We start from the raw sequence: 20,879 nt of genomic DNA, 5'->3' as shown, positions 1-20,879 counted from the left end.
AGGGAAATCGCCGGCTTCGACAAAGGCTGCGGTTCCGGTCTAAGGGGTTCGCCATGCCGATGACGCCCCCGCCCGATTTCGCCAGCCTCTCGCTCGCCGAGATTGCCCGGCTTGCCGAGGCGAATCGCCTGCCGCCGGTCGAAAGCTGGAACCCGGCGCATTGCGGCGACAGCGAGATGCGAATCGCTCGCGACGGCACCTGGTACCACCAGGGCGCGCCGATCAACCGGGCGGCCATGGTGCGGCTGTTCTCCACCATTTTGCGGCGCGAGGCGGATGGTAGCCATGTTCTCGTCACGCCGGTGGAGAAGCTCGACATCGCCGTCGAGGACGCGCCGTTCGTGGCAGTAGAGTTGAAGGTGGAGGGCGAAGGCGCCCAGGCGCGGCTCGCCTTCCGGCTGAATACCGAAGAGCTGGTGGTCGCCGGGCAGGACCATGCGCTGCGCTTCGAATCGCGCGAGGACGGGCCGCATCCCTATCTGCACGTCCGCGGCGGGCTGGAGGCGCTGGTGACGCGCGCCGCCTATTACGAGCTCGCCCATATCGCGCTGTCGAACGGCTCTTCTCCGCCTGGCGTTTGGAGCAACGGCGCCTTTTTTCCGCTGGAGCCGGATGCATGACCCTGGCCGAACGGCTGCGGACGGCGCTGGCGACGGAACATGCGGTGGCACCGATCCTGTTGCCGGGCGATCATTATGACTTCGATCCCGACGCGGAAACCCGGCCGGCCGCCGTGCTGGTCGCCGTTACCGACCGCACCGAACCGGGCGTGATCCTCACCCAGCGCAACCCCAATCTGCGCCGCCACGCCGGGCAGATCGCCTTTCCCGGCGGCCGCATCGATCCTGAGGACAGCGGCCCTGTCGCCGCCGCCCTGCGCGAAGCGGAGGAGGAGATCGCCCTGCCGCGGCGTACCGTGGAGGTGATCGGCACTGTCGAGCATTATCGCACCGTCACCGGCTATCAGGTGACGCCGGTAATCGGCGTCGTGCCGCCCGACCTGTCGCTCGTCCCCTCCGAAGCCGAAGTCGCCGAGGTGTTCGAGGCGCCGCTTGCCTTTCTGCTCGACGCCGCCAACCATGCCGAACGCACGACCTTCTACCAGGATCGCGAACGGCGTTATTACGAGATATTGTGGAACGGCCGGAGAATCTGGGGCGCGACGGCGGCGATGCTGGTCAATCTTTCGCGACGGCTGCAGTGGCAGCCATGATCCTGCCCGATGCCGAATGGCGCCGCCGCGACGGGCTGGCGCAGCTGACTCAGGTGCTGGGCGCGGAGGAGGGCGACGCCCGATTCGTCGGCGGCGCGGTGCGCGACACGCTGCTGGGACTGGCAGTGGCCGATATCGACCTGGCCACCCGGCTCGCGCCCGGGGCCGTGATCGCCCGTCTCCGCGCCGCCGGTATCCGTGCGGTGCCGACCGGTATCGAGCATGGCACCGTGACTGCCGTGCTGGAAAGCGGCCCGGTCGAAGTCACGACACTGCGCCGTGACGTTTCAACCGACGGGCGGCACGCGACCGTCGCCTTCACCGGTGACTGGCGCGAAGACGCTGCGCGGCGCGATTTCACGATGAACGCGCTCTATGCCGATCCCTTGTCGGGCACGCTCTACGACTATTTCGGCGGCCTCGACGATCTGGGGGCGCGCCGGGTGCGGTTCATCGGCGACCCGCTCCGCCGCATTGCCGAGGACCATCTGCGCATCCTGCGCTTCTTCCGCTTCCTCGCCCGGTTCGGCGATGCGCCCGATCCCGCCGGGCTCGACGCCTGCACCGCGCGTGCGCGCGACCTGATGGCGCTCAGCCGCGAACGGATTCGCGACGAATTGCTGAAGCTGCTTGTCGCGCGTGATGCGGTTCGGGTGGTCGCGCTGATGCTGGAACGCGGCATTTTAACGCCCGTGCTGCCCGAGATCACCGATGCCGACCTGCTTGCCCGCCTCGCTGCACGCGAGGCAGCGACCGGCACGGCGGCAGACCCGATCCGTCGGCTCGCCGCGCTGCTGCCACGCGATACGGCGCTGGGGGAAACGATCGGCGCCCGGCTCAAGCTTTCCAACGCGCAGCGCAAGCGGCTGGTGCTGGCACTGATGCCTTATCAGGGCGAGCCGATCCGTGCGCTCGCCTATCGCATCGGCGTGGCCGAGGCGGTCGACCGGCTGCTGCTGTCCGATGCCGATCCTGCACGTCTGGGCGAACTGGACGCATGGACGGTTCCGACGCTGCCGATCAGCGGCGGCGCGCTGGTCGAACGCGGGCTGGCGCGCGGACCCGACGTGGCGCGTGCACTTCGCGCGGTCGAGGATCAGTGGATTGCCGAGAGCTTCCCCGATGCCGCCCGCGCCGGCGCCATCGCCGACACGATCGTCGCTCAGATGCTGGGCACGCCGATCAGCGAAAATGCCTCGTCCGCCGGCACCGGCCGCGAATAGAGAAAGCCCTGGCCGAAGGTGCAGCCCAGCGCGGCAAGCGTCTGCGCGAGTTCGTTGGTTTCGATGCCCTCTGCCGTGGTGCGCATGCCCAGCGCCTGGGCAAGGCTGAGGATCGCCCGCACGATGGCGATCTTGTCGCGGTCGGCGAGCATGCCGGTCACGAAGCTGCGGTCGATTTTCAATATGTCGATCGGCAGCTTCTGCAGATAGGCAAGGTTGGAATAGCCGGTGCCGAAATCGTCCATCGCCAGCGTGGTACCCAGATCCTTCAGCGCCTTCATCGTCTGGGCGATGCGATCCGGATCGGTGACAATCGCGCTTTCTGTCAGTTCCAGCGTGAAGCGATCGCCAGACAGCCGATAGGCGTCGAGCGCGGCCTTTACCATCGCCGGAATCTGGTCGCGCTGGAGCTGGATCGCCGAAAGGTTCACGGCCACGCGAACCCCGCAATCGCCGCCGGCCTGCGCATCCCAGCCGGCCAGCGTGCGGGCCGCCTCTTCCATCGCCCAGCGGCCCAGCGGCAGGATCAGCCCCGATTCCTCGGCAACCGGGATGAATTCATCGGGAGACACCCGCACGCCATGCTCGTTGGTCCAGCGTGCCAGCGCCTCGAACGCCATGATCCGGCCCGTCGCCAGATCGCAAATCGGCTGGTAGCACAAGGTCAGCCCGCCATTTTCGATCGCGCGCCGCAATTCGGTTTCGATCGCGAACTGTTCACGCGCCAGATCGAAGGCACGGGTGTGATAGATTTCGGTGCGACCGCTTTTCTTGGCCCGTTTCACCGCGAACTGGGCGTTACGGATCAGGTCTTCCGGATCCCCATCGGCATCAGCCCCCAGCGCAATGCCGACCGAGCAATCTACGCGAATCTCGAAGTCCGATAGCCTGAACGGATTGCCGAGTGCAGCGTGTATCCGCTTGGCGACATGCAGCGCATCGTTCGGGCCGTCGTCGAGCATCATCAGCACGCCGAATTCATCGCCCCCCATGCGGGCAAGCACGTCGCGACTGCGCAGCGCCCCTTTCAGCCGGCGCGCCACCGAAATCAGCAGTTCGTCGCCCGCCAGGCCGCCGGCGCAAGCGTTGACGCGGCTGAACCGATCAAGATTCACGACCAGCACGGCATAGCGGTCGGCGTCGTCGGGTCCGATACGGCTTTCGATTTCATCGGAAAAGCCGGCACGATTGGGCAGTCCGGTAAGACTGTCGGTCGCCATTTCGCGGCGAAGGCTGTGCTCGGTCCGCAGTTCGGATGTCTGGTCGACCAGCGTAACGAGGCAACGACCGGTCCCCCGCGAACTCGCCCGGCGCGCAATCATCACCCGGAAATGGCGGCTGTCGACTTCGTCGCCGAACTGCCAGGCGATTTCGCACTGGGTTTCGTCCGAACCGAGAAATTTGCGAATGCGGTTGCCCAGCAAGCGGATCAGCGGCGATTCGGCGGGCGTAACCCCCAGCCCCGCGGTACGGAAAGCGCGATTGAGCGCCTCGAAATGCAGCCCATCCCCTTCGAGCGCAACAACCGCGCAAGGAACCGGCAGCAGATCGAGCACTGCGCCATAAGCCCTTGGGCCGTGACTATTATCCGGCATCGTCGAGGAACTGCACTCCTCAACGCGCCTGGGAACCGGCCGGGGCCTCAGAAACGGCATCACGATCCGGGTGCTAACCCGAATTGGTTAAAGCCGACTGAAGCAACGCGCTTTTCGGACTCGACCGTTCAAAATTGACCGGTCAGACCTATCAGGTCAAAACTGATTATCGCGGGGGAAACCGGTGGGCGGCATCCGCCCCGCGGCCCCGCGCGCGGCCCGCCACAGCGTAAGGTCGGTTTCGGAGCGATAGCGTTCCTGCTCGCCGCCCATCCGCCAGCGCAGCCCCTCCGCCTGCGCAAAGGTAACGACGTCTGACAGGCCCCCATCACGATAGCGTTGCAGCTGCACGCCCTGGCCGCGGGCCATTTCCGCCACCTCGGAAAGCGGGAATACCAGCATCTTGCGGTTGTCGCCGACGACCGCGACCATGTCGTGCTCGGCAGCAACAGGGCGCACGCGCTTCAGTTGCGCGCCGGCGCGCGGTGTCACCACCTGCTTGCCCTTGCGCGTTTCGGCGAGGACATCCTGGCTGGCCACGACGAAACCGCGCCCGTCGCTCGCCGCGACGAGCAGCTTGGCCGAGGCGCTGGCCGGGAGCAGCGCGACGATCTGCCGCTCGGCCTCCAGGTCGATCAGCAGCCGTACCGGCTCGCCAAAGCCGCGCCCGCCCGGCAATTTGTCGGCCGCCAGCGTATAGAAGCGGCCATTGTCGGCGGCGAGCAGCAGCTTGTCGGTCGTCTGGGCGTGGAAGGCGAGGAACGGGCCGTCGCCTTCCTTGAACTTCATCGCCTCGCCGCTGGTGTCCTCGACATGGCCCTTCATCGCGCGGATCCAGCCGCGCTGCGATAGGATGACGGTGATCGGCTCGCGCTCGATCATCGCCTCCAGCGGAATTTCGCGCGTCGGCGCCGCTTCGATGATCGCGGTGCGGCGTGCGCCCAGTGGGGTATCCTGCCCATAGTGGGTGATCATCTTGCCCAGCGCGCGCTTCATCCAGGTGCGCTGGCGCGCGTCGGAGGAAAGCAGCGTCTCCAGCTCGGCCTGTTCCTTTTCCAGCCCTTCCTGCTCGCGCCGCAGCTCCATTTCCTCAAGCTTGCGCAAGCTACGCAGCCGCATGTTGAGGATCGCCTCGGCCTGGCGGTCGGTCAGGTCGAACTCGGCCATCATCACCGGCTTGGGCTCGTCTTCGGTGCGGATGATCTCGATCACGCGGTCGAGGTTTAGGAACGCGATGATATAGCCGCGCAGCAGCTCCAGCCGATCGGCGATCTTCCCCAGCCGGTGCTCGGACTTGCGGCGCAGCACGACGAACTGGTGCTCGACCCAGGCCGACAGCGCCTCGGCCAGGCTCATCACCCGCGGCGTGCGGTTCTTGTCGAGCACGTTGAGGTTCAGCGGCACCCGCACTTCGAGATCGGACAGGCGATAGAGGCTGTCCATCAGCGTATCGGCATCGACGGTGCGGCTGCGCGGTTCGAGGACGATGCGAATGTCCTCGGCCGATTCGTCGCGCACGTCCCCCAGAATCGGCAGCTTCTTGTCGTTGACCAGCGCGGCGATGCCCTCGATCAGCTTGCCCTTCTGCACGCCGTACGGAATCTCGCTGACGACGAGGTGCCAGCCTCCACCCTTTTCGGTGACCTTCTCGATCTTCGCCCTTACCCGAAAGCTGCCGCGGCCGGTCACATAGGCCTCCGCGATGGCGGCGGCGCTGTCGACGGCGATGCCCCCGGTCGGGAAGTCCGGGCCCTTCACATATTCGAGGACATCGGCCTGCGGATTGTCGATCAGCGCCACCGCGGCCTGCATTAGCTCAGCGGCATTGTGCGGCGGGATGCTGGTCGCCATGCCCACCGCGATGCCCGCCGCGCCATTGGCGAGCAGGTTCGGGAACAGGCCGGGAAACAGCTCCGGCTCTTCGTCTTCCCCGTTATAGGTGGGGCGGAAATCGACGGCATTCTCGTCGAGCCCGTCCATCAGATCGATCGCGACCTGAGTCAGCCGGGCTTCGGTATACCGGTACGCAGCGGCGTTATCGCCGTCGATATTGCCGAAATTGCCCTGCCCGTCGACCAGCGGATAGCGCAGCGCAAAGGTCTGGGCGAGGCGGACCATCGCGTCATAGACCGAGGCGTCGCCATGCGGGTGGTATCTACCGATCACGTCGCCGACGACGCGGGCGCACTTCTTGTAGCCGCTCGCCGGATCGAGCCGCAGCAGCCGCATCGCCCATAGCAGCCGGCGGTGCACCGGCTTCAGCCCATCACGCACGTCGGGCAGCGATCGCGCGGTGATCGTGGACAGCGCATAGACAAGGTAGCGCTCGGAAAGTGCGCTGTCGAAGGGGACGTCGGAGGCGCCGGAGGGTTCGGAAACGTCGGTGTCGAGTGTCATCGCCGCGCTGAATAGCAGGCGATGCGGCGCCGCGCCATCGGGGACGAAACGACCCCCGCCACAATCAGGCCCAAATTACGGCGAAATTATGTCTTGACGCCATCCCTACTTCCGTGATCGGATTTGATGCGCACCACCGAGGGAGGGATTTCGATGCGAAAGTTCATGGTTCTGGGAAGCGCCGCGCTGCTGGCGGCCTGTTCAAGTGCGGAATCGCCGCAGGCGGGCGACCGCGCAGAACAGGTCGCAGCCGCCGCGCCGAAGGCCGACCAGCCGACCACGCCGGGCGCAGCCCCAATCAACGTCAACCTCCCCCAACTTTCCTATAGCTATCTGCTCAGCTTCACGATTCCCGATGCGCGCATGGCTGAAGCGCAGCAGGCACATCAGGCGTTGTGCGAGAAATTCGGCCTCGCGCGCTGCCAGCTCGTGGCGCTCGATCGCGGCGGCGCAACCGGTTCCGCGACCCTGAAACTGCGAGTCGCCGCCGGCGACGCCGCCGCCTTCACGACCGAGGCGGGGCGGATCGTCAGTGCCGCAGGCGGGCGCACCACCGACACCAAGGTGGCCGGGGAAGACGTGTCGAAGGATCTTGTCGACGCCAATGCCCGTATCCATCAGCGCGAACTGCTCGTTGCGCGGCTGACCGAGATGCTGCGGACCCGCAAGGGCAGCGTTAGCGAACTGGTCGAGGCGGAGCGCACCGTTGCCAATGCGCAGGAGGAACTCGACAAGGCGCGCGCCTGGCTGACCGAACTGCGCGGGCGCGTGGCGATGGCGGATGTGGAAATCCATTACTCGGCCGTGGCTGCGCCGGCATCGGCGACTACGACGACAGCCGTGCTGAGCGAGGCCGTCCAAGGCTCGTCCGCAATGTTCGTCGACGGCATCCAGGCGCTGCTGTACTTGGCAATCTACCTCTTTCCCTGGACTGTACTGGTCGGCGGGGTTCTCGCGATGATCGTCCTCGTGCGCCGCCGCCGCACGGTCGGCTGAGCGCATCCGCGCGCGTCCGCATTGCACCCCCGCCACCCTTCCGGTATAGGCCAAACCCTTCCACAGCCCCGGCGATCGCGCGGAGAAATCCCGCAGCGCCGGGGCAACGCATTTCCAAGGGGTTACGGCCGACATGGCACGCCGCCGGCAAATCTACGAAGGTAAGGCCAAGATTCTCTACGAGGGTCCGGAGCCCGGTACGCTGATCCAGTATTTCAAGGACGACGCAACGGCCTTCAATGCCCAGAAAAAGGGCACCATCAACGGCAAGGGCGTGCTCAACAACCGCATCAGCGAGCATGTCTTCACGCTGCTCGGCGGCATCGGCATTCCGACTCACTTCATCCGCCGGCTCAACATGCGCGAGCAGTTGATCCGCCAGGTAGAGATCGTGCCGATCGAGGTCGTGGTCCGCAACGTCGTCGCCGGTTCGCTGGCGAAGAAGCTGGGGATCGAGGAAGGCACGCCGCTGCCCCGCACGATCATCGAATATTATTACAAGGACGACGCGCTCGGCGACCCGATGGTCACCGACGAGCACATCCTGTGCTTCGGCTGGGCCAGCCAGGAAGAGCTGCACGACATTGCCGACATGGCCATTCGCGTGAACGATTTCCTGTCGGGTCTGTTCGCCGGCATCGGCATCCGTCTGGTTGACTTCAAGCTGGAGTTCGGCCGGATCTGGGACAATGACTATGCCCGGATCATCCTGGCGGACGAAATCAGCCCCGATGGCTGCCGCCTGTGGGACATGACCACCGGCGAAAAGCTCGACAAGGACCGTTTCCGCCGCGACCTGGGCGGCGAAGTCGAAGCCTATCAGGAAGTCGCGCGCCGGCTGGGCCTGTTCCCGGAAGGCGACGCTTCGGCCGTTCTCGACCTCGAAACGCACCGCAAGCGCCGGGGCAAGTAAGCTTTAAGCTCCTCCCCGGCGCGGGGAGGGGGACCATTCGCGCCAGCGAATGGTGGAGGGGCTCGCCACGGGCGAGTCCCTTGTCGGCCTTCCCCTTCACCACGCGCCGGTGGCGTGCGGTTCCCCTGCCCGTTCCGGGGAGGATCGGCACCCCCGACGATTTCCGATTGCGACTTTCGCCCTGTCGCGCCATAGGCGCGGCCATGAAACTTCGCATCATCGTCACCTTGAAGAACGGCGTGCTCGATCCGCAGGGCAAGGCCATTCAGAACGCGCTTGGCGGCCTCGGTTTCGAGGGCGTCGAGGATGTCCGCGCCGGCAAGATTTTTGAGCTGGACGTCGCCGACACCACCAGCGACGCCGCCATCGACGAGATGTGCCGCAAGCTGCTCGCCAACACGGTGATCGAAAACTACCGGATCGAAAAGCTGTGAAGAGCGCGGTCATCGTCTTTCCGGGATCGAACTGCGATCGCGACATGGCCGTCGCGCTGGAAAGCGTGACCGGCAAGAAGCCGCACATGGTGTGGCATGGCGACAGCGAGCTGCCCGAGGGCCTGGGGCTCATTACCCTGCCCGGCGGCTTTTCCTATGGCGATTATCTGCGCTGTGGCGCGATTGCGGGTCGTTCGCCGATCGTGAAAGCGGTGGTGGCAGCGGCCGAACGCGGCGTGCCGGTGATCGGCATCTGCAACGGCTTCCAGATCCTGACCGAAACCGGGCTGCTGCCGGGCGCACTAATGCGCAATGCCGGGCTGAACTTCGTCTGCCGCGACGTGCCGCTGACGGTCGACAATTCGCAGTCGATCTTCACCAGCGCCTATCGCGCCGGCGAGGAGATCACCATTCCGGTGGCGCACCATGACGGAAATTATTTCGCCGATGCCGAGACGCTCGACCGGCTGGAAGGCGAAGGTCGCGTGGCGTTCCGCTACAGCCATCCGATCAACGGCTCGGCGCGCAACATCGCCGGTGTGATCAACGCCGCCGGCAATGTGCTCGGCATGATGCCGCACCCGGAACGCCGGATCGAAGCCGCCCATGGCGGCACCGACGGCCGCCGCCTGTTCGAAGGTCTGCTCGCCGCGGTCGCCTGACCGCGGCTCAGCCCAGCATCTTGATACCGACGACGGCGAGCGTCGTTGCCAGTACCGGCACGAGCACGCGCTCCGACGTGCGGCTGGCAAGAAAGCTGCCCAGTACGATACCCGGCACCGATCCCGCGAGCAGCGACAGCAGCAGCGAGAGGTTGACCGACCCCAGAAGCCAGTGTCCCGCGCCCGCCAGCAAGGTGAGCGGCACGGCGTGGGCGATGTCCGACCCGACCAGCCGCTTCACCGGCAAATGCGGGTAAAGAATTAGTAGCGCCGTCATACCCAGCGCGCCCGCGCCCACCGAGGTGAGCGAGACCAGCGCGCCCAGGATTACGCCGAGCAGTACCGTTAGCCCGGCAATGCCGCCCTCCCCGATCCGCTCGAATCGCGGCTGGAGCACGCGCATCAGCCGCGCGCGGAAGAAAGTAGCGATGGCGGTCAGGACCAGCGCACAGCCGAGCACGGTGGTAATGACACCGCTGCCCTTCGCGCTCGACGGCGGCAGCGACGACAACAACAGCAGCGTCACTATCGTCGCGGGCACGCTGCCGGCCAGCAGTCGGCGCACCACGCGCCAATCGACTGTGCCGTGCCAGCCATGTACCGCGGTGCCGACGGTCTTGGTGGCGGAGGCATAAAGCAAGTCGGTACCGACCGCCGTGGCCGGGTGAAAACCGAAGACGAGCACGAGCAGCGGCGTCATCAGCGAGCCGCCGCCAACGCCAGTCAGGCCGACCAGCAGCCCAACAAGCACCCCGGCGATGGAATATAGCGGATTGATCGCGAGCACGGCCGTTCCTGATCTATTTCCTACCACAGTGGCGGGATTTGCCGCCAACGCCAGATAGTTTTCGTTTCAGCGCCCGCGAAACGCGCTCGCCTGCCGCAGATGGGCTGTCAGACGCGGGTGGCGAACGGCGTGAAGTCAGTCCCTTCGTCGAACACGTCCACGCCCTCGCGCCGCTTCAGGAAATTGACGACCAGATAGGTGAAGGGCGTCAGCAGCACTTCCCAGCTCACTTTCAGCACCCACTGGGTGATCAGCACCTGGATCACCAGCGCATGCGTCCACCCTTCGGCATTCCAAAAGGCGAGCGGATAGAAGATCAGGCTGTCGACCGCCTGCCCCGCCACCGTCGATCCGATCGTGCGCGTCCACAGCATGCGCCCGCCCGTCCACAGCTTCATGCGCGCAAGGACATAGGAATTGACGAACTCGCCCGCCCAGAAGGCACAGATCGACGCGAGGACGATCCGGGGCACCTGGCCGAAGATCACTTCATAGGCAGCCTGATTCGTCCAGGTCGGCGCCGGCGGCAGCGCCACCACCACCCAGGACATGAATGCCATGAAGATCACAGCCCCGGTCCCCGCCCAGATCACCCGGCGCGCCCGCGCATAGCCATAGACTTCGGTGAGAACGTCGCCGATCACATAGGAAATCGGGAAAAACAGGATGCCCGCCCCGAACGGCCACCAGCCGATTCCGGGCAACCAAATCTGCGCGACCTTGCCCGCGCCGATCACGTTCGACAGCAGGATGATCGCCACAAAGGCGGCCATCACGAAATCATAATAGCGGAAATGGCCCCCAGCCACCTTGCTCGCGGCGACGTGCGCCAGCCTTGCTGCCCCCTCGCTCATGCCCATAGTATGCGTGCGGTTTGCCCGTCGCGCAATCTGCGCCTAAGGGGAATCGAGCGCGCGCCCGTAGCTCAGTTGGATAGAGCACGAGCCTTCTAAGCTTGGGGCCGCTGGTTCGAATCCAGCCGGGCGCGCCAACGCTCCCCCATCAGCGCGCCGCGTGCATCAATCGCACGCCGAAGACCGGGCCGGCGGTGTGGCCGGCGTGCGGCTCGAACCGGATGACGATCAGTTGCTTGCCGCGGGTCAGCGCCTCGGGCACCGGATAGTCGATGTCGACGAACACGCCCGGCTGACTGGCGTGCAGCGTTTCGGTGGCGACGCGAACGCCGTCGACCAGAATGTCAAACGCGCGATTGCGCTCGTCGCCCCAATAGGTTGCCTGCAGCACCAGCGGCCCCGCTGCCGCCTTCATCCGGAACTGCAGGAAACCGCCGCTGCGCGCATCGCGGCCGTTACGGCCACGATAGACCAGCGGATAGGAAATCGCGGACGTCAGGTCATGGTCGCGCTCGGGCTGCATCTCGCCCAGATGCATCACATCGACGGATCGCGCGGCAATATCGGCGCGGCGCGCCTGTTCGGCGGCGTACACCGTCTTTTCCCGCTCCCAGCCGGCATCGGTGAAGCGCTTGAAATAGACCGCGCTGCGGCGATCCCAGCCGCGATAGAAAGGTGCGAACTGCAGGTCGCCGGGCCGTCCGACGCCACGTGCGACGAACCGGCTGCCCCCCTCCCCGGCCGGCACGAACCCGGCCAGGATGTCGCTCCCCACCAGCGCCGGTGCCGCTGCGTCAGGTGCATCCTTGTCCGCCGGCCCCAGATCGGCGGCCAGCACCAGCGGTCCGCGCAGGATGGCAACCTGATCGGGCGTGCCCGACGCCGGCTCTGCCCTTAGCGCGAGCGGCAGCGTCATGCGCAGCGTATCTCCTGCCTGCCACCGGCGCCGCACGATTGCATAGCCAGCCGCCCGCTCGCTCTGCACCGGCACGCCATTGACCTCCAGCGTGACGGAAGCGGCCCAGCCAGGCACGCGCATCGCCACCGCGAAACTATCCGGCTTCGGCAGCGCCGCGAGCGTGAGCGTGACAGCGCCGTCATCAGGATAGGCGGTGGCGAGCGTCCATTCCGCATGCCGCGTCGCCCAGCGGGCATGGGCCGGAATGAACAGGTTCACGAACAGTGTGTCGTCGCCTTCCCAGAAGATCGATTCGCCGTGCTTGGCATGGCTTTCCATGCCGCTCCCGACGCAGCACCAGAAATCTTCGGTCGGCGAAGACCATTCGCGGCGGCTGCCGGTCATCAGCGGCATCATATAGGCGAACATGCCCGTCGTCGGATTCTGCGCCGCCAGGATGTGGTTGAAATGGGTACGCTCGTAATAGTCGAACAGTGCGCCGTCGGGCTGCCAGCCGAACAGATGGCGGGTCAGCTTGAGCATGTTGTAGCTGTTGCAATGCTCGCACGTCTGCTCGGTGACGTGCAGGCCGACCGTGTCCGGCGCGAAGAAATATTCGCGGTCGGCATTGCCGCCGATGACGTAGCTGTGATGCGCGGTCACCGTGTCCCAGAAATAGCGCGCGGCGATGGCAGGCGTCGCCCGCCCGGTCAACTCATGGATGCGTGCCAGCCCGATCAGCTTGGGGATCTGCGTGTTGGCGTGGTGGTTGGCGAGATCGTCCTGCCGCTGTTCGAGCGGGTCCAGCACCTTGTCGTCATGGATGTGTTCGGCAACCAGCATCCATTGCCGGTCGCCCGTACGCGCCGAAAGCTCGGCGAAACTCTCATTCAGGCCGCCATATTCGCAGCCGAGCACCGTCTGCAGCTGTTCAGCGCTGAGCCCGGCGAACAGCCGCTGGAAATAGCCTGCGAGCCCGGTCGCCACCGTCATTGCCTGCGCGTTGCCGCACAGCGCCTGCGCATCGAGAAGCCCCGCAAAGGTCTTGTGGATATTGTAGAGCGGCGACCAGGCCCCGTTCAGATCGAACCCGCCGGAGCGAATATCGCCAGCCGCGATTTCGCGGAAAATCTCTTCGCCATCGACCAGCGTGCCGTCTTTGCGCTTGCGCAGCAGCGCACCGACATAACCGGTGCCGCGGGCCTTTTGCGTCTCGGCGAGTTCGACAACGATATAGTCGGCACGACGCTTCGCCTCCGCATCCCCGGTCTGGGCATGGAGCAGCGCCAGCGCGGACAGATAATGGCCCAGGCAATGGCCAGCGATCGTGTCGCCTTCCCAGCCACCATAGGCAGCACCCTTCGGGGTCAGCCCTGCCCCTTTGCGGAAATGGTGGAGCAGCCGATCCGGCTCGAGGCTGTAGAGATACCGCCGGTTTGCCTCGACGGCGGTCAGAAACGGAGACGGGAGCAACCGAACATCGCTGAGCGGCAGCGGCGCGGCGCGATCCGGCAGCGTCCCGCGTACGCCCGTGCCGCGCGCCGTGCCGGTAACCAGTGCCGCTACCCCGGCGCCGATCATCCATTCGCGCCGGTTGCTGGTCACGCACGCCATATTCCATCTCCCCATAACAAGCATATGTTATACGATCAGGCCGTGATACGGCAACCATACTCCTGCCAGGCCGATGCAGCCGCTTGCCTGAGACCGCGTCGCTGAGGCAATGCGGACGAACCGCCATGCGAGCCCACTCGTATTCGGCAGTCAGGTCAACCGGGGGGAATGCAGGAATGAGCGGAGCGGCCACGCCGACCTTGTCGAAAGGACGCTGGTATGTCGTCCTCATCCTGGCGCTCGTCTATGCACTGAACATCGCCGATCGCTATGTCGTCTCGACGGTGCTCGAACCCATCCGCGTCGAATTCGGGCTTAGCGATGCCGGGGTTGGCTGGCTGACCGGGGTGTCGCTCGCCCTGTTCTACATCACCGTGGGGCTGCCCATTGCCCGTGTCGCCGATCGAGCGAACCGGCGCAACATCGTCGCCAGCGCGATGATCCTCTGGTCGGCGATGACGGCATTGCTTGGCCTCACCCAGAACTGGTGGCAGTTCCTGCTCGCACGGATCGGCGTCGGCATCGGCGAGGCGGGCGGGACGCCGCCTTCCACTTCGATCATCGCCGATAATTTCCCGCGCGGCCGCCGTGCCTATGCGCTCACCATCTATGCGCTGGGCCTGCCGCTGGGCGCGTGGCTGGGATCGAGCGTAGCGGGCGAAATCGTCGGCCATTTCAACAACTGGCGCGCCGCCTTCATTGCGCTTGGCGTACCGGGCGTCCTTTTCGGCTTCGTCATCCTGCTCACGGTGCGCGAGCCGGTGCGCGGACGGTTCGAACTGCTGACCGAAGACAGCGCCCCGCCCGCCAGTTTTGTGGAAACCTGTCGCTTCCTGTGGACCCAGCGTTCGGCCTGGCACATCAACGCCGCCGGTACGGTGATCTGCCTCTGGGGTTGGGGCCTGCTGTTCTGGACCCAGACCTATTTCGAGCGTGCCTTCCACCTCTCCACGGCCGATGCTGGCCAGCGGCTTGGTACCATCTATTTCTGGGCAGGGACCGCAGCGACGATCGCCACCGGCGCCATTCTCGCCCTGCCAAAGATGGAGGAGCCGAAGTGGATCGCGCGTTTCCTGGGCGCGATCGTGCTGCTGTCGACCATACCTTCCTTCCTCATCTACTGGACGCACTCGCTGACCATGGCGACGGCGATGCTGTGGATCGTCGTCCCGGCAGTCTATCTCTACGTTGGCCCGACCATGGCGCTGCTGCTCAACTTCCTGCCGGCAACGATGCGCGCGCAGGGCATGGCGATCAGCCTGCTGACCGCCAATGTCGCCAATCTGATCATCGCACCCGCCAGCGTCGGCTGGCTGAGCGATCTGCTGGCGGGGACGATGGGTAACAACACCGAATCGCTCCGTTATGCGCTGCTCGCCCTTTCGTTGACCGGGTTCTGGGCCGCCTATCATTACCTCACCAGCGTACGCACCTATGGCCCCGACGACGAGCGCGTCCGCGCGGCCAGCATTGCCCCGCGCACAGCCGGCATTGGCGCGGGAGAATCTGCCCTGTGAGCGTGCTGGCGCTGCTGCTCGCCATGGCCTCCGGCATCGCGGCACCGGACTATAGCCGCGGCGAAAACTGGCTATGCCGGCCAGGCCGGGCTGATGTGTGCGGTGACGACCTGGCGATGACACGCATCGCCGCCAACGGCAGCGCAAGGAGGGTGCCGGCACCGCGACAGCGGCCGCGCGATGTCGATTGTTTCTATCTCTATCCCACCGCCTCGCTCGACCCTGGCGACAACAGCGACTTGACGCCGGGCGAAGGCGAGAAAGGCCAGACGACCGCGCAATTCGCGCCATTTCGCAGCGTCTGCCGCCCCTTTGCTCCCATTTACCGCCAGGTCACGCTCACCGCGCTCCGCAAGGCGATGGGCGGAAACGGTGCGTCCCTCGCCGCAGCACTCGACTTCGCCTATCGCGACGTGCGCGCGGCGTGGCGAAGCTATCTGGCACGCGACAATGGCGGACGGCCCTTCGTGCTGATCGGGCATAGTCAGGGTTCGCTGCTGCTGAAACGGCTGATCGCCGAGGAAATCGACGGCAAGCCCATCCAGAGGCACATGCTCTTAGCGATTCTGCCGGGCACCGCCGTGCAGGTGCCGGTGGGTGGCGATGTCGGCGGCAGTTTCCGCACGGTGCCCTTGTGCCGCGAGGCAGGTCAGCTCGGCTGCGTCGTCACCTGGGCTAGCTATCGCGCCGACGCCACCCTGCCCGCCAACGCACTGTTCGGCCGTTCCGAAGCGCCCGGGCAGGAAGCCGGCTGCACCAATCCCGCGCGTCTCGCCGGCGGCACGGCGCCGCTCGATCCGATCCTCGGCTTTCCATGGTGGAAGGGCGGCTATGCGCAATATGCAAAGCCGGCGACCGGCTGGCCGGTGGCAACGCGCTTCGTGCAAATGCCCGGTCTCCTTTCGGCGACCTGTGTCCGGGCGGGCGGGTTTCACTATCTGGCGGTGCAAGTGGCCCCCTCGGCAGCGCCCGCCCTTGCCGATATCGTCGTCGGCACCCGCGCGATCGGCGACACCGCCTTTCCCGACTGGGGCATGCATGTCGCCGATATGGCAATTGTCGGAGGCGATTTGCTACGCCTGGTTTCCGCCCAGCGCGCTGCCTGGCGCCACCGCTCGCAAAGGCACTGAAGCCGCCGGCCGGGTCGAAACCCGACCGGCAGCAAGCCTCAGAACTTCACCTTCGCGCGTACACCGATGGTGCGCGGGCGAGCGACAGTGATGCGGCTGCCCGGCTGGTACACCTGATAATAGGTGGCGCGGGCGATGTTGATCACGCCGACGCCGTTGACCAGATTGTTGCCGTACAGCCCGAACTCCAGATTGCCGATGTCATAGGCGACGGCGGCGCTCAGATTGTGCGTCTCGGGGATCACCGCCCAGGTCTGGCTCGGCCCGGTGGCCGCCAGCTTGCCGTTCTGGAACGTCGTGGTGAAGTTGTTGAACGTGGTGTTCTGCGTCGACTGGTACTGATAGCCCGCCTGGACGTGCAGGTCGCCCTTCGCCATGCGCCGGTCATAGAAAACCTGCGCGCTGGCGGTCCATTGCGGGTAATAAGGTGTACGGTCGCCGTCGAAGGCGCCGACCGTCGGAATGTCGCCATTGGCCCGCGAATCATTGTACGATCCGCTCAGTTGCAGCGTCACGTCCGGCGTGGCCTTGACCATGGTTTCGACTTCCAGCCCCTTGCTGGTGATCTTCCCCTTGTTGTCGGTGAAGAAATAGGAGCAATTGAGCCGCAGCCGGGTCTGCACGTCGCTCCAGTCGATATAATAGGCGCTGGCATTGAGCGTCACGCGCCCGTCCGCCAGCCGCGCCTTTTCGCCGATGGTGTAGTTCCACAGCTTGTCAGGACCGAAAGTGAGCGGCGCCGAGCGATAGCCATAGCCGGCAAGGTCCGACGAGCACTGCCCGGCGATGCCGGCGGTGCCCAGCGGCACCGGCTGGTTGCCGCCGCCATAGCGGAAGCCCTTGGCCACCTCGCCATAGACCATCAGATTGTCGTTGACCTTGTAGGAGATGTTACCGCGCGGGTTCGCCCCCGTGGAAGACAGCGTGGCATTGGTCGTCAGCGGCAGATGGTCGACCACGCCGTACACGCCGCTTTCGAACAGGTAATATTTTTCCCGGAAATCGAAGTAGCGAAGGCCGGCGGTAAGATCGAGCTTGCTGGTGGCGTGCCATGTGCCGTCGGCATAGACCGCGACCTGCCGCTCATCGACATCCTGCAGGCCCGAGAAGATGTCGTCAGGCTGGAAGGCCGCATCCACCGTCTGCGAATTGTACAGCTTGTCCGGCGTGTTGAACGGGCCGTAGAACAGATTCTGGTACGAAAGCTTGTCGAAGCCCGGCGTCGGAATGTCCTGGCGCAGGTGCCGCTTCTGCTTTTCGTAATAGACACCGACCGTCCAGGTGACGGGGCCGCCCGGCTTCGAAACCAGCCGCCCTTCGAGCATATAGTCTTTAAGCCGCTGGTCGATCTGGTAGAGCTCGGCCGGCAGTTTCAGCGCGATGTCCTTGCTGAAGCTGGTCGGTGCCTTGAACAGCGGGTAGGTCGTGCTGCTGATCGGCAGGCCGCTGTTATAGTCCTGGAAGAAATAGGCGATCTGCGGTTCCACACTGGCGTCGAAGCCGATGGTGCGATCGGTATAGGCGCCCGATACGACGATATCGGCGATGCCGGCATCATAGTCCGCGCCAAGCGTATAGAGGCGGAAACGATCCTCCGTGCCTTCGGGGCCATTGGTCAGGATAGTGTGCCGGTTGAGGCCGTCGAATGCGACGTTCAGGCCCATGGCGCGGCTGCGCTCATAGGTGAACGCGGCATCGACCGTCAGCTTGGGATCCGGCGTCCAGCGCAGCGCGACGCGGCCCTGATAGGTGTCGTTGCGGTTGGCGTCGGTCTGGTTGTGGCGACCGATATTGTCGATCCATCCGCCATCGCGGGCAGCGTAGACATTGGCACGAACCGCCAGCGTGTCGTTGACCAGCGGCAGGTTGAGCATAGCCCGGCCGTTGAAGCTCGCCTCGCCATGCTCGGTCGTCGCGGCCCCCGCCTCGGCCGTGCCGAAAAAGCGGTTCATTACCGGCTTGGCTGTCACGAAGCGGACCGTACCGGCCATCGAGCCGGCGCCGTACAGCGTACCCTGCGGCCCGCGCAGCACCTCGACGCGCTCGAGGTCATAGACCTTGAGGTCGGGCGTCTGGCCCTGCACGGAAATGGGCGTGTCGTCGAGATAGACCGCCACCAGCGACCGGTCCGAGGTGTCGGACGTCGCATAGGGGCCCGTCGACAGGCCGCGCATGTTGAATTTCTGGAAGCCCGGCGCGCCCTCGGTGATCGACAGCGACGGTGTGAACTTGGCGATATCTACCAGATTGCCCTGGCCGCCGCGGGTGATCTCCTGCACGTTCACCACAGCGACCGCCATGGGCACCTTCTGCAGCGATTCCGCGCCAGAGCGGTTGGCGGTGATGACGATTTCGCCAAGCGCCGCACCGTCACGCTGCGCATCCTGGCTCTGGTCGGCAGGCGCCGCGCCGGACTGCGCCAAGGCTGCCACCGGCAGTACGAAGCCCATAGCTGCCCCCGAAAGCAGCATAGCCGTCGTCCGGGCGAGACGCGCTCCGCCTACGCCCGCGTCGAAACCAATCATCCTTCTTCTTCTCCCCTGCCCCGATATGCGTTTCCGCGCCGGTCCCGCAAAACAGCGCGCCTGGGGACGAACCCAAGGATGGTCCCCGCGCCAGCTCGCCCGAAAGACCGGCAGGCGAATACGAAAGCGGCAAAGGCCCTATCCAATATTGTCACAAGATGGAAATGAAACTGTCAGGCTAAGCGCATGTCTTCCGGCGGGAACCGGGCACATCGCTTGCCCTTAGCGCGGAATACGTTATACAAATTCGCTTTTATGGGAGAAGCAGGCGTGCAGGGTTCCAAAAAGCGGCTGGCAGCTTGTCTGGCATGGAGCGCGTCTGCCCTTTGCGTCCCGCAAGGCACGGCCCTTGCTGCCCCGCATGCACCCACGCACCGCACCGCCCACAGCGAGGATCAGCGCTTCCAGGCAATCTACACAGCGGAATGGAAGTGGCGGCAAAGCTTCGACTCGGTCGATGAGGATAGCGGCGACACCGTTCCCGCCCATCTGCCCGATGTGAGCACCGCGACCCAGGCTGCCAAGTTGCGCACGTGGCAGGGCGTGGCGGCAAAGCTCGCGACCATCCGCCCGGAGCGCCTGTCTCCCGCCAATCGCATCAACTTCGCCGTCTATCGCTATCAGATCGACAGCCTGCTCGCCGCGCAACGCTTCCGCGACTATGAAAAGCCGCTGACCGCCGACACCAGCTTCTGGAGCGATCTGGCCGGCGTCGCGCGCCAGACCTTCAAGACCGAACGCAATTATCGCGACTATCTGTCGATGCTGGCGGACATGCCGCGCCATTTTGACCAGCAGATCGCGAACATGAGGGCGGGGCTGGCCCGCGGCTTCACCCCGCCGCGCGTTACGCTTGCGGGGCGCGATGCGGGAGTTGCGGCGGTGGTCGATCCGAAGACGCCCGAAGAAAACCCCTATTACGCGCCGTTCAGGCAGATGCCCGCCACGATCCCGGCGGCCACCCAGACAGCATTGCGCAGCGCCGCGATTGCCGCGATCCGCGACAAGGTGCTGCCGGCGCACCGCGCCCTGCTGGCCTTTCTGCGCGACGACTATATCCCGCACAGCCGCACCGCGCTCGACGCCACCTCGCTGCCCGACGGCAAGGCCTATTACCAGGCGAAGATCCGCGAATTCACCACGCTGGACCTGACGCCCGACCAGATCCACCAGATCGGGCTCGACGAAGTCGCCAAGATCCGCGCGCAGATGCAGGACGTGATGCGCGAGGTGAAGTTCGGCGGCGATCTGCCGGCCTTCCTCGCCTTTCTGCGCAGCGATCCGCGCTTCTATGCCAAGACCCCCGAGGAACTGCTGCACGACGCCGCGTGGATCGCAAAGACGTTCGACGGCAAGGCAAAGGACTGGTTCGGCCATCTGCCGCGCAGCCGCTTCGCGATCGTGCCGGTGCCGCCGGAAATCGCGCCTTTCTATACCAGCGGACGCGGGGGGCCGGGCGTCTATCTCGTCAACACCTATAACCTGCCGGCGCGCCCGCTCTATTCGTTGCCGGCGCTGACGCTGCACGAAAGCGCGCCGGGACACGCCTTCCAGATGCCGCTTGCGGCCGAGAACAAGGGCCTGCCGCCCTTCCGCCAGAACAGCTATATCTCGGCCTATGGCGAAGGCTGGGCGCTCTATTGCGAGTGGCTGGGTCAGGAAATGGGCATGTATGAAACGCCCTATGACCGGTTCGGCATGCTCAGCTACCAGATGTGGCGCGCGGCGCGGCTGGTCGTCGACACCGGCATCCATGCGAAGGGCTGGACCCGCGAACAGGCACAACGCTACCTGCACGACAATACCGCCCTTGCCGATCACGAGATCGAAACCGAAGTCGATCGCTACATCGCCTGGCCCGGTCAGGCGCTGAGCTATTATCTGGGCGAGAAAGCCATCCTCGACCAGCGCGCCCGCGCCGAAAAGGCGCTCGGCAGCCGCTTCAACATCCGCGCCTTTCACGATGCGGTGCTGGCACTGGGATCAGTACCGCTGCCGGTGCTGACGACACGGGTCGACCAGTTCATCGCAGCAGGCGGCAAAGGCCCCTATCCCGACGAGGAATAGGTGGCCGGGGGGAGAGGCCCCTCGGGATCGCGAAAACCCCTCCCCCTTTCGCCT

The 20,879-nt window shown here is 65.4% G+C and carries 16 protein-coding genes and 1 tRNA gene; 11 read left to right on the top strand and 6 right to left on the bottom strand.

What is annotated here, in order from left to right:
* Nucleotides 1-53 precede the first annotated feature (53 nt).
* Genes ACT53M_RS00885 through ACT53M_RS00875 form a run of 3 tightly spaced genes read left to right on the top strand, consistent with a single transcriptional unit; the run spans nucleotide 54 to nucleotide 2,436 of the window.
* Complete coding sequence (locus tag ACT53M_RS00885; RefSeq protein ID WP_476230834.1) at nucleotides 54-620, top strand: DUF1285 domain-containing protein; 567 nt, start codon at nucleotides 54-56, stop codon at nucleotides 618-620.
* Entirely contained in the window at nucleotides 617-1,213 is a 597-nt protein-coding gene (locus ACT53M_RS00880) for a CoA pyrophosphatase (RefSeq protein WP_476230833.1), read from the top strand. The genes ACT53M_RS00885 and ACT53M_RS00880 overlap by 4 nt, the downstream gene beginning before the upstream one ends.
* A complete protein-coding gene (locus tag ACT53M_RS00875; protein WP_476230832.1) occupies nucleotides 1,201-2,436 on the top strand; it encodes a CCA tRNA nucleotidyltransferase in 1,236 nt (411 codons plus the stop codon). The genes ACT53M_RS00880 and ACT53M_RS00875 overlap by 13 nt, the downstream gene beginning before the upstream one ends.
* Here ACT53M_RS00875 and ACT53M_RS00870 read toward each other — a convergent pair.
* Together ACT53M_RS00870 and parC are read right to left on the bottom strand one after the other, a co-directional pair.
* Nucleotides 2,376-4,031 (bottom strand): putative bifunctional diguanylate cyclase/phosphodiesterase, encoded by a 1,656-nt coding sequence (locus tag ACT53M_RS00870; RefSeq protein WP_476230831.1) that lies wholly within the window; start codon nucleotides 4,029-4,031, stop codon nucleotides 2,376-2,378. The two genes, ACT53M_RS00875 and ACT53M_RS00870, sit on opposite strands and share 61 nt — an antisense overlap.
* Before the next feature lie 156 nt (nucleotides 4,032-4,187).
* A complete protein-coding gene (gene parC / locus ACT53M_RS00865) occupies nucleotides 4,188-6,428 on the bottom strand; it encodes a DNA topoisomerase IV subunit A (RefSeq protein WP_476230830.1) in 2,241 nt (746 codons plus the stop codon).
* A gap of 153 nt (nucleotides 6,429-6,581) precedes the next feature.
* Between parC and ACT53M_RS00860 the strand changes: the two genes are divergently transcribed.
* From ACT53M_RS00860 to purQ, 4 genes are all read left to right on the top strand, one after another.
* Entirely contained in the window at nucleotides 6,582-7,424 is an 843-nt protein-coding gene (locus ACT53M_RS00860) for a DUF4349 domain-containing protein (protein ID WP_476230828.1), read from the top strand.
* A 133-nt stretch (nucleotides 7,425-7,557) separates the two neighbouring features.
* Entirely contained in the window at nucleotides 7,558-8,337 is a 780-nt protein-coding gene (gene purC, locus ACT53M_RS00855) for a phosphoribosylaminoimidazolesuccinocarboxamide synthase (RefSeq protein WP_476230827.1), read from the top strand.
* A gap of 203 nt (nucleotides 8,338-8,540) precedes the next feature.
* On the top strand, nucleotides 8,541-8,771 hold the full coding sequence (purS, locus tag ACT53M_RS00850; RefSeq protein WP_476230826.1) for a phosphoribosylformylglycinamidine synthase subunit PurS: 231 nt from the start codon (nucleotides 8,541-8,543) through the stop codon (nucleotides 8,769-8,771).
* Nucleotides 8,768-9,433, top strand: a complete 666-nt coding sequence (gene purQ, locus ACT53M_RS00845; protein ID WP_476230824.1) for a phosphoribosylformylglycinamidine synthase subunit PurQ — start codon at nucleotides 8,768-8,770, stop codon at nucleotides 9,431-9,433. The genes purS and purQ overlap by 4 nt, the downstream gene beginning before the upstream one ends.
* Before the next feature lie 7 nt (nucleotides 9,434-9,440).
* Here purQ and ACT53M_RS00840 read toward each other — a convergent pair whose 3' ends face one another.
* Together ACT53M_RS00840 and ACT53M_RS00835 are read right to left on the bottom strand one after the other, a co-directional pair.
* A complete protein-coding gene (locus ACT53M_RS00840) occupies nucleotides 9,441-10,220 on the bottom strand; it encodes a sulfite exporter TauE/SafE family protein (RefSeq protein WP_476230823.1) in 780 nt (259 codons plus the stop codon).
* 107 nt (nucleotides 10,221-10,327) lie between these two features.
* The gene (locus tag ACT53M_RS00835; protein ID WP_476230821.1) at nucleotides 10,328-11,074 is read right to left on the bottom strand and encodes a queuosine precursor transporter; all 747 of its coding nucleotides are present in this window, start codon (nucleotides 11,072-11,074) and stop codon (nucleotides 10,328-10,330) included.
* Between the two features lie 60 nt (nucleotides 11,075-11,134).
* Between ACT53M_RS00835 and ACT53M_RS00830 the strand changes: the two genes are divergently transcribed.
* Nucleotides 11,135-11,211 (top strand) — tRNA-Arg (locus ACT53M_RS00830).
* Nucleotides 11,212-11,222: 11 nt separating this feature from the next.
* Here the strand turns inward: ACT53M_RS00830 and ACT53M_RS00825 are convergent.
* Nucleotides 11,223-13,577 carry a beta-L-arabinofuranosidase domain-containing protein gene (locus tag ACT53M_RS00825; RefSeq protein WP_476230819.1) on the bottom strand — a complete coding sequence of 785 codons (2,355 nt, stop codon included), beginning with the start codon at nucleotides 13,575-13,577 and terminating at the stop codon, nucleotides 11,223-11,225.
* A gap of 185 nt (nucleotides 13,578-13,762) precedes the next feature.
* On the opposite strand from ACT53M_RS00825, the gene ACT53M_RS00820 reads away from it, so the two are divergent.
* Entirely contained in the window at nucleotides 13,763-15,103 is a 1,341-nt protein-coding gene (locus ACT53M_RS00820; protein ID WP_476230817.1) for a spinster family MFS transporter, read from the top strand.
* Nucleotides 15,100-16,233 carry a DUF3089 domain-containing protein gene (locus ACT53M_RS00815; RefSeq protein WP_476230815.1) on the top strand — a complete coding sequence of 378 codons (1,134 nt, stop codon included), beginning with the start codon at nucleotides 15,100-15,102 and terminating at the stop codon, nucleotides 16,231-16,233. Before ACT53M_RS00820 ends, ACT53M_RS00815 begins: the two co-directional genes overlap by 4 nt.
* Before the next feature lie 38 nt (nucleotides 16,234-16,271).
* Here the strand turns inward: ACT53M_RS00815 and ACT53M_RS00810 are convergent, their stop codons facing one another.
* Entirely contained in the window at nucleotides 16,272-18,683 is a 2,412-nt protein-coding gene (locus ACT53M_RS00810; protein ID WP_476230813.1) for a TonB-dependent receptor, read from the bottom strand.
* A 345-nt stretch (nucleotides 18,684-19,028) separates the two neighbouring features.
* On the opposite strand from ACT53M_RS00810, the gene ACT53M_RS00805 reads away from it, so the two are divergent.
* Nucleotides 19,029-20,825 carry a DUF885 domain-containing protein gene (locus ACT53M_RS00805; RefSeq protein ID WP_476230811.1) on the top strand — a complete coding sequence of 599 codons (1,797 nt, stop codon included), beginning with the start codon at nucleotides 19,029-19,031 and terminating at the stop codon, nucleotides 20,823-20,825.
* The last annotated feature ends 54 nt before the right edge of the window (nucleotides 20,826-20,879 follow it).

Source organism: Sphingomonas sp. DMC6 (assembly GCF_056314225.1).
The sequence above is the reverse complement of the archived record's forward strand: the minus strand, read 5'-3'. Positions and strand labels throughout refer to the sequence as shown.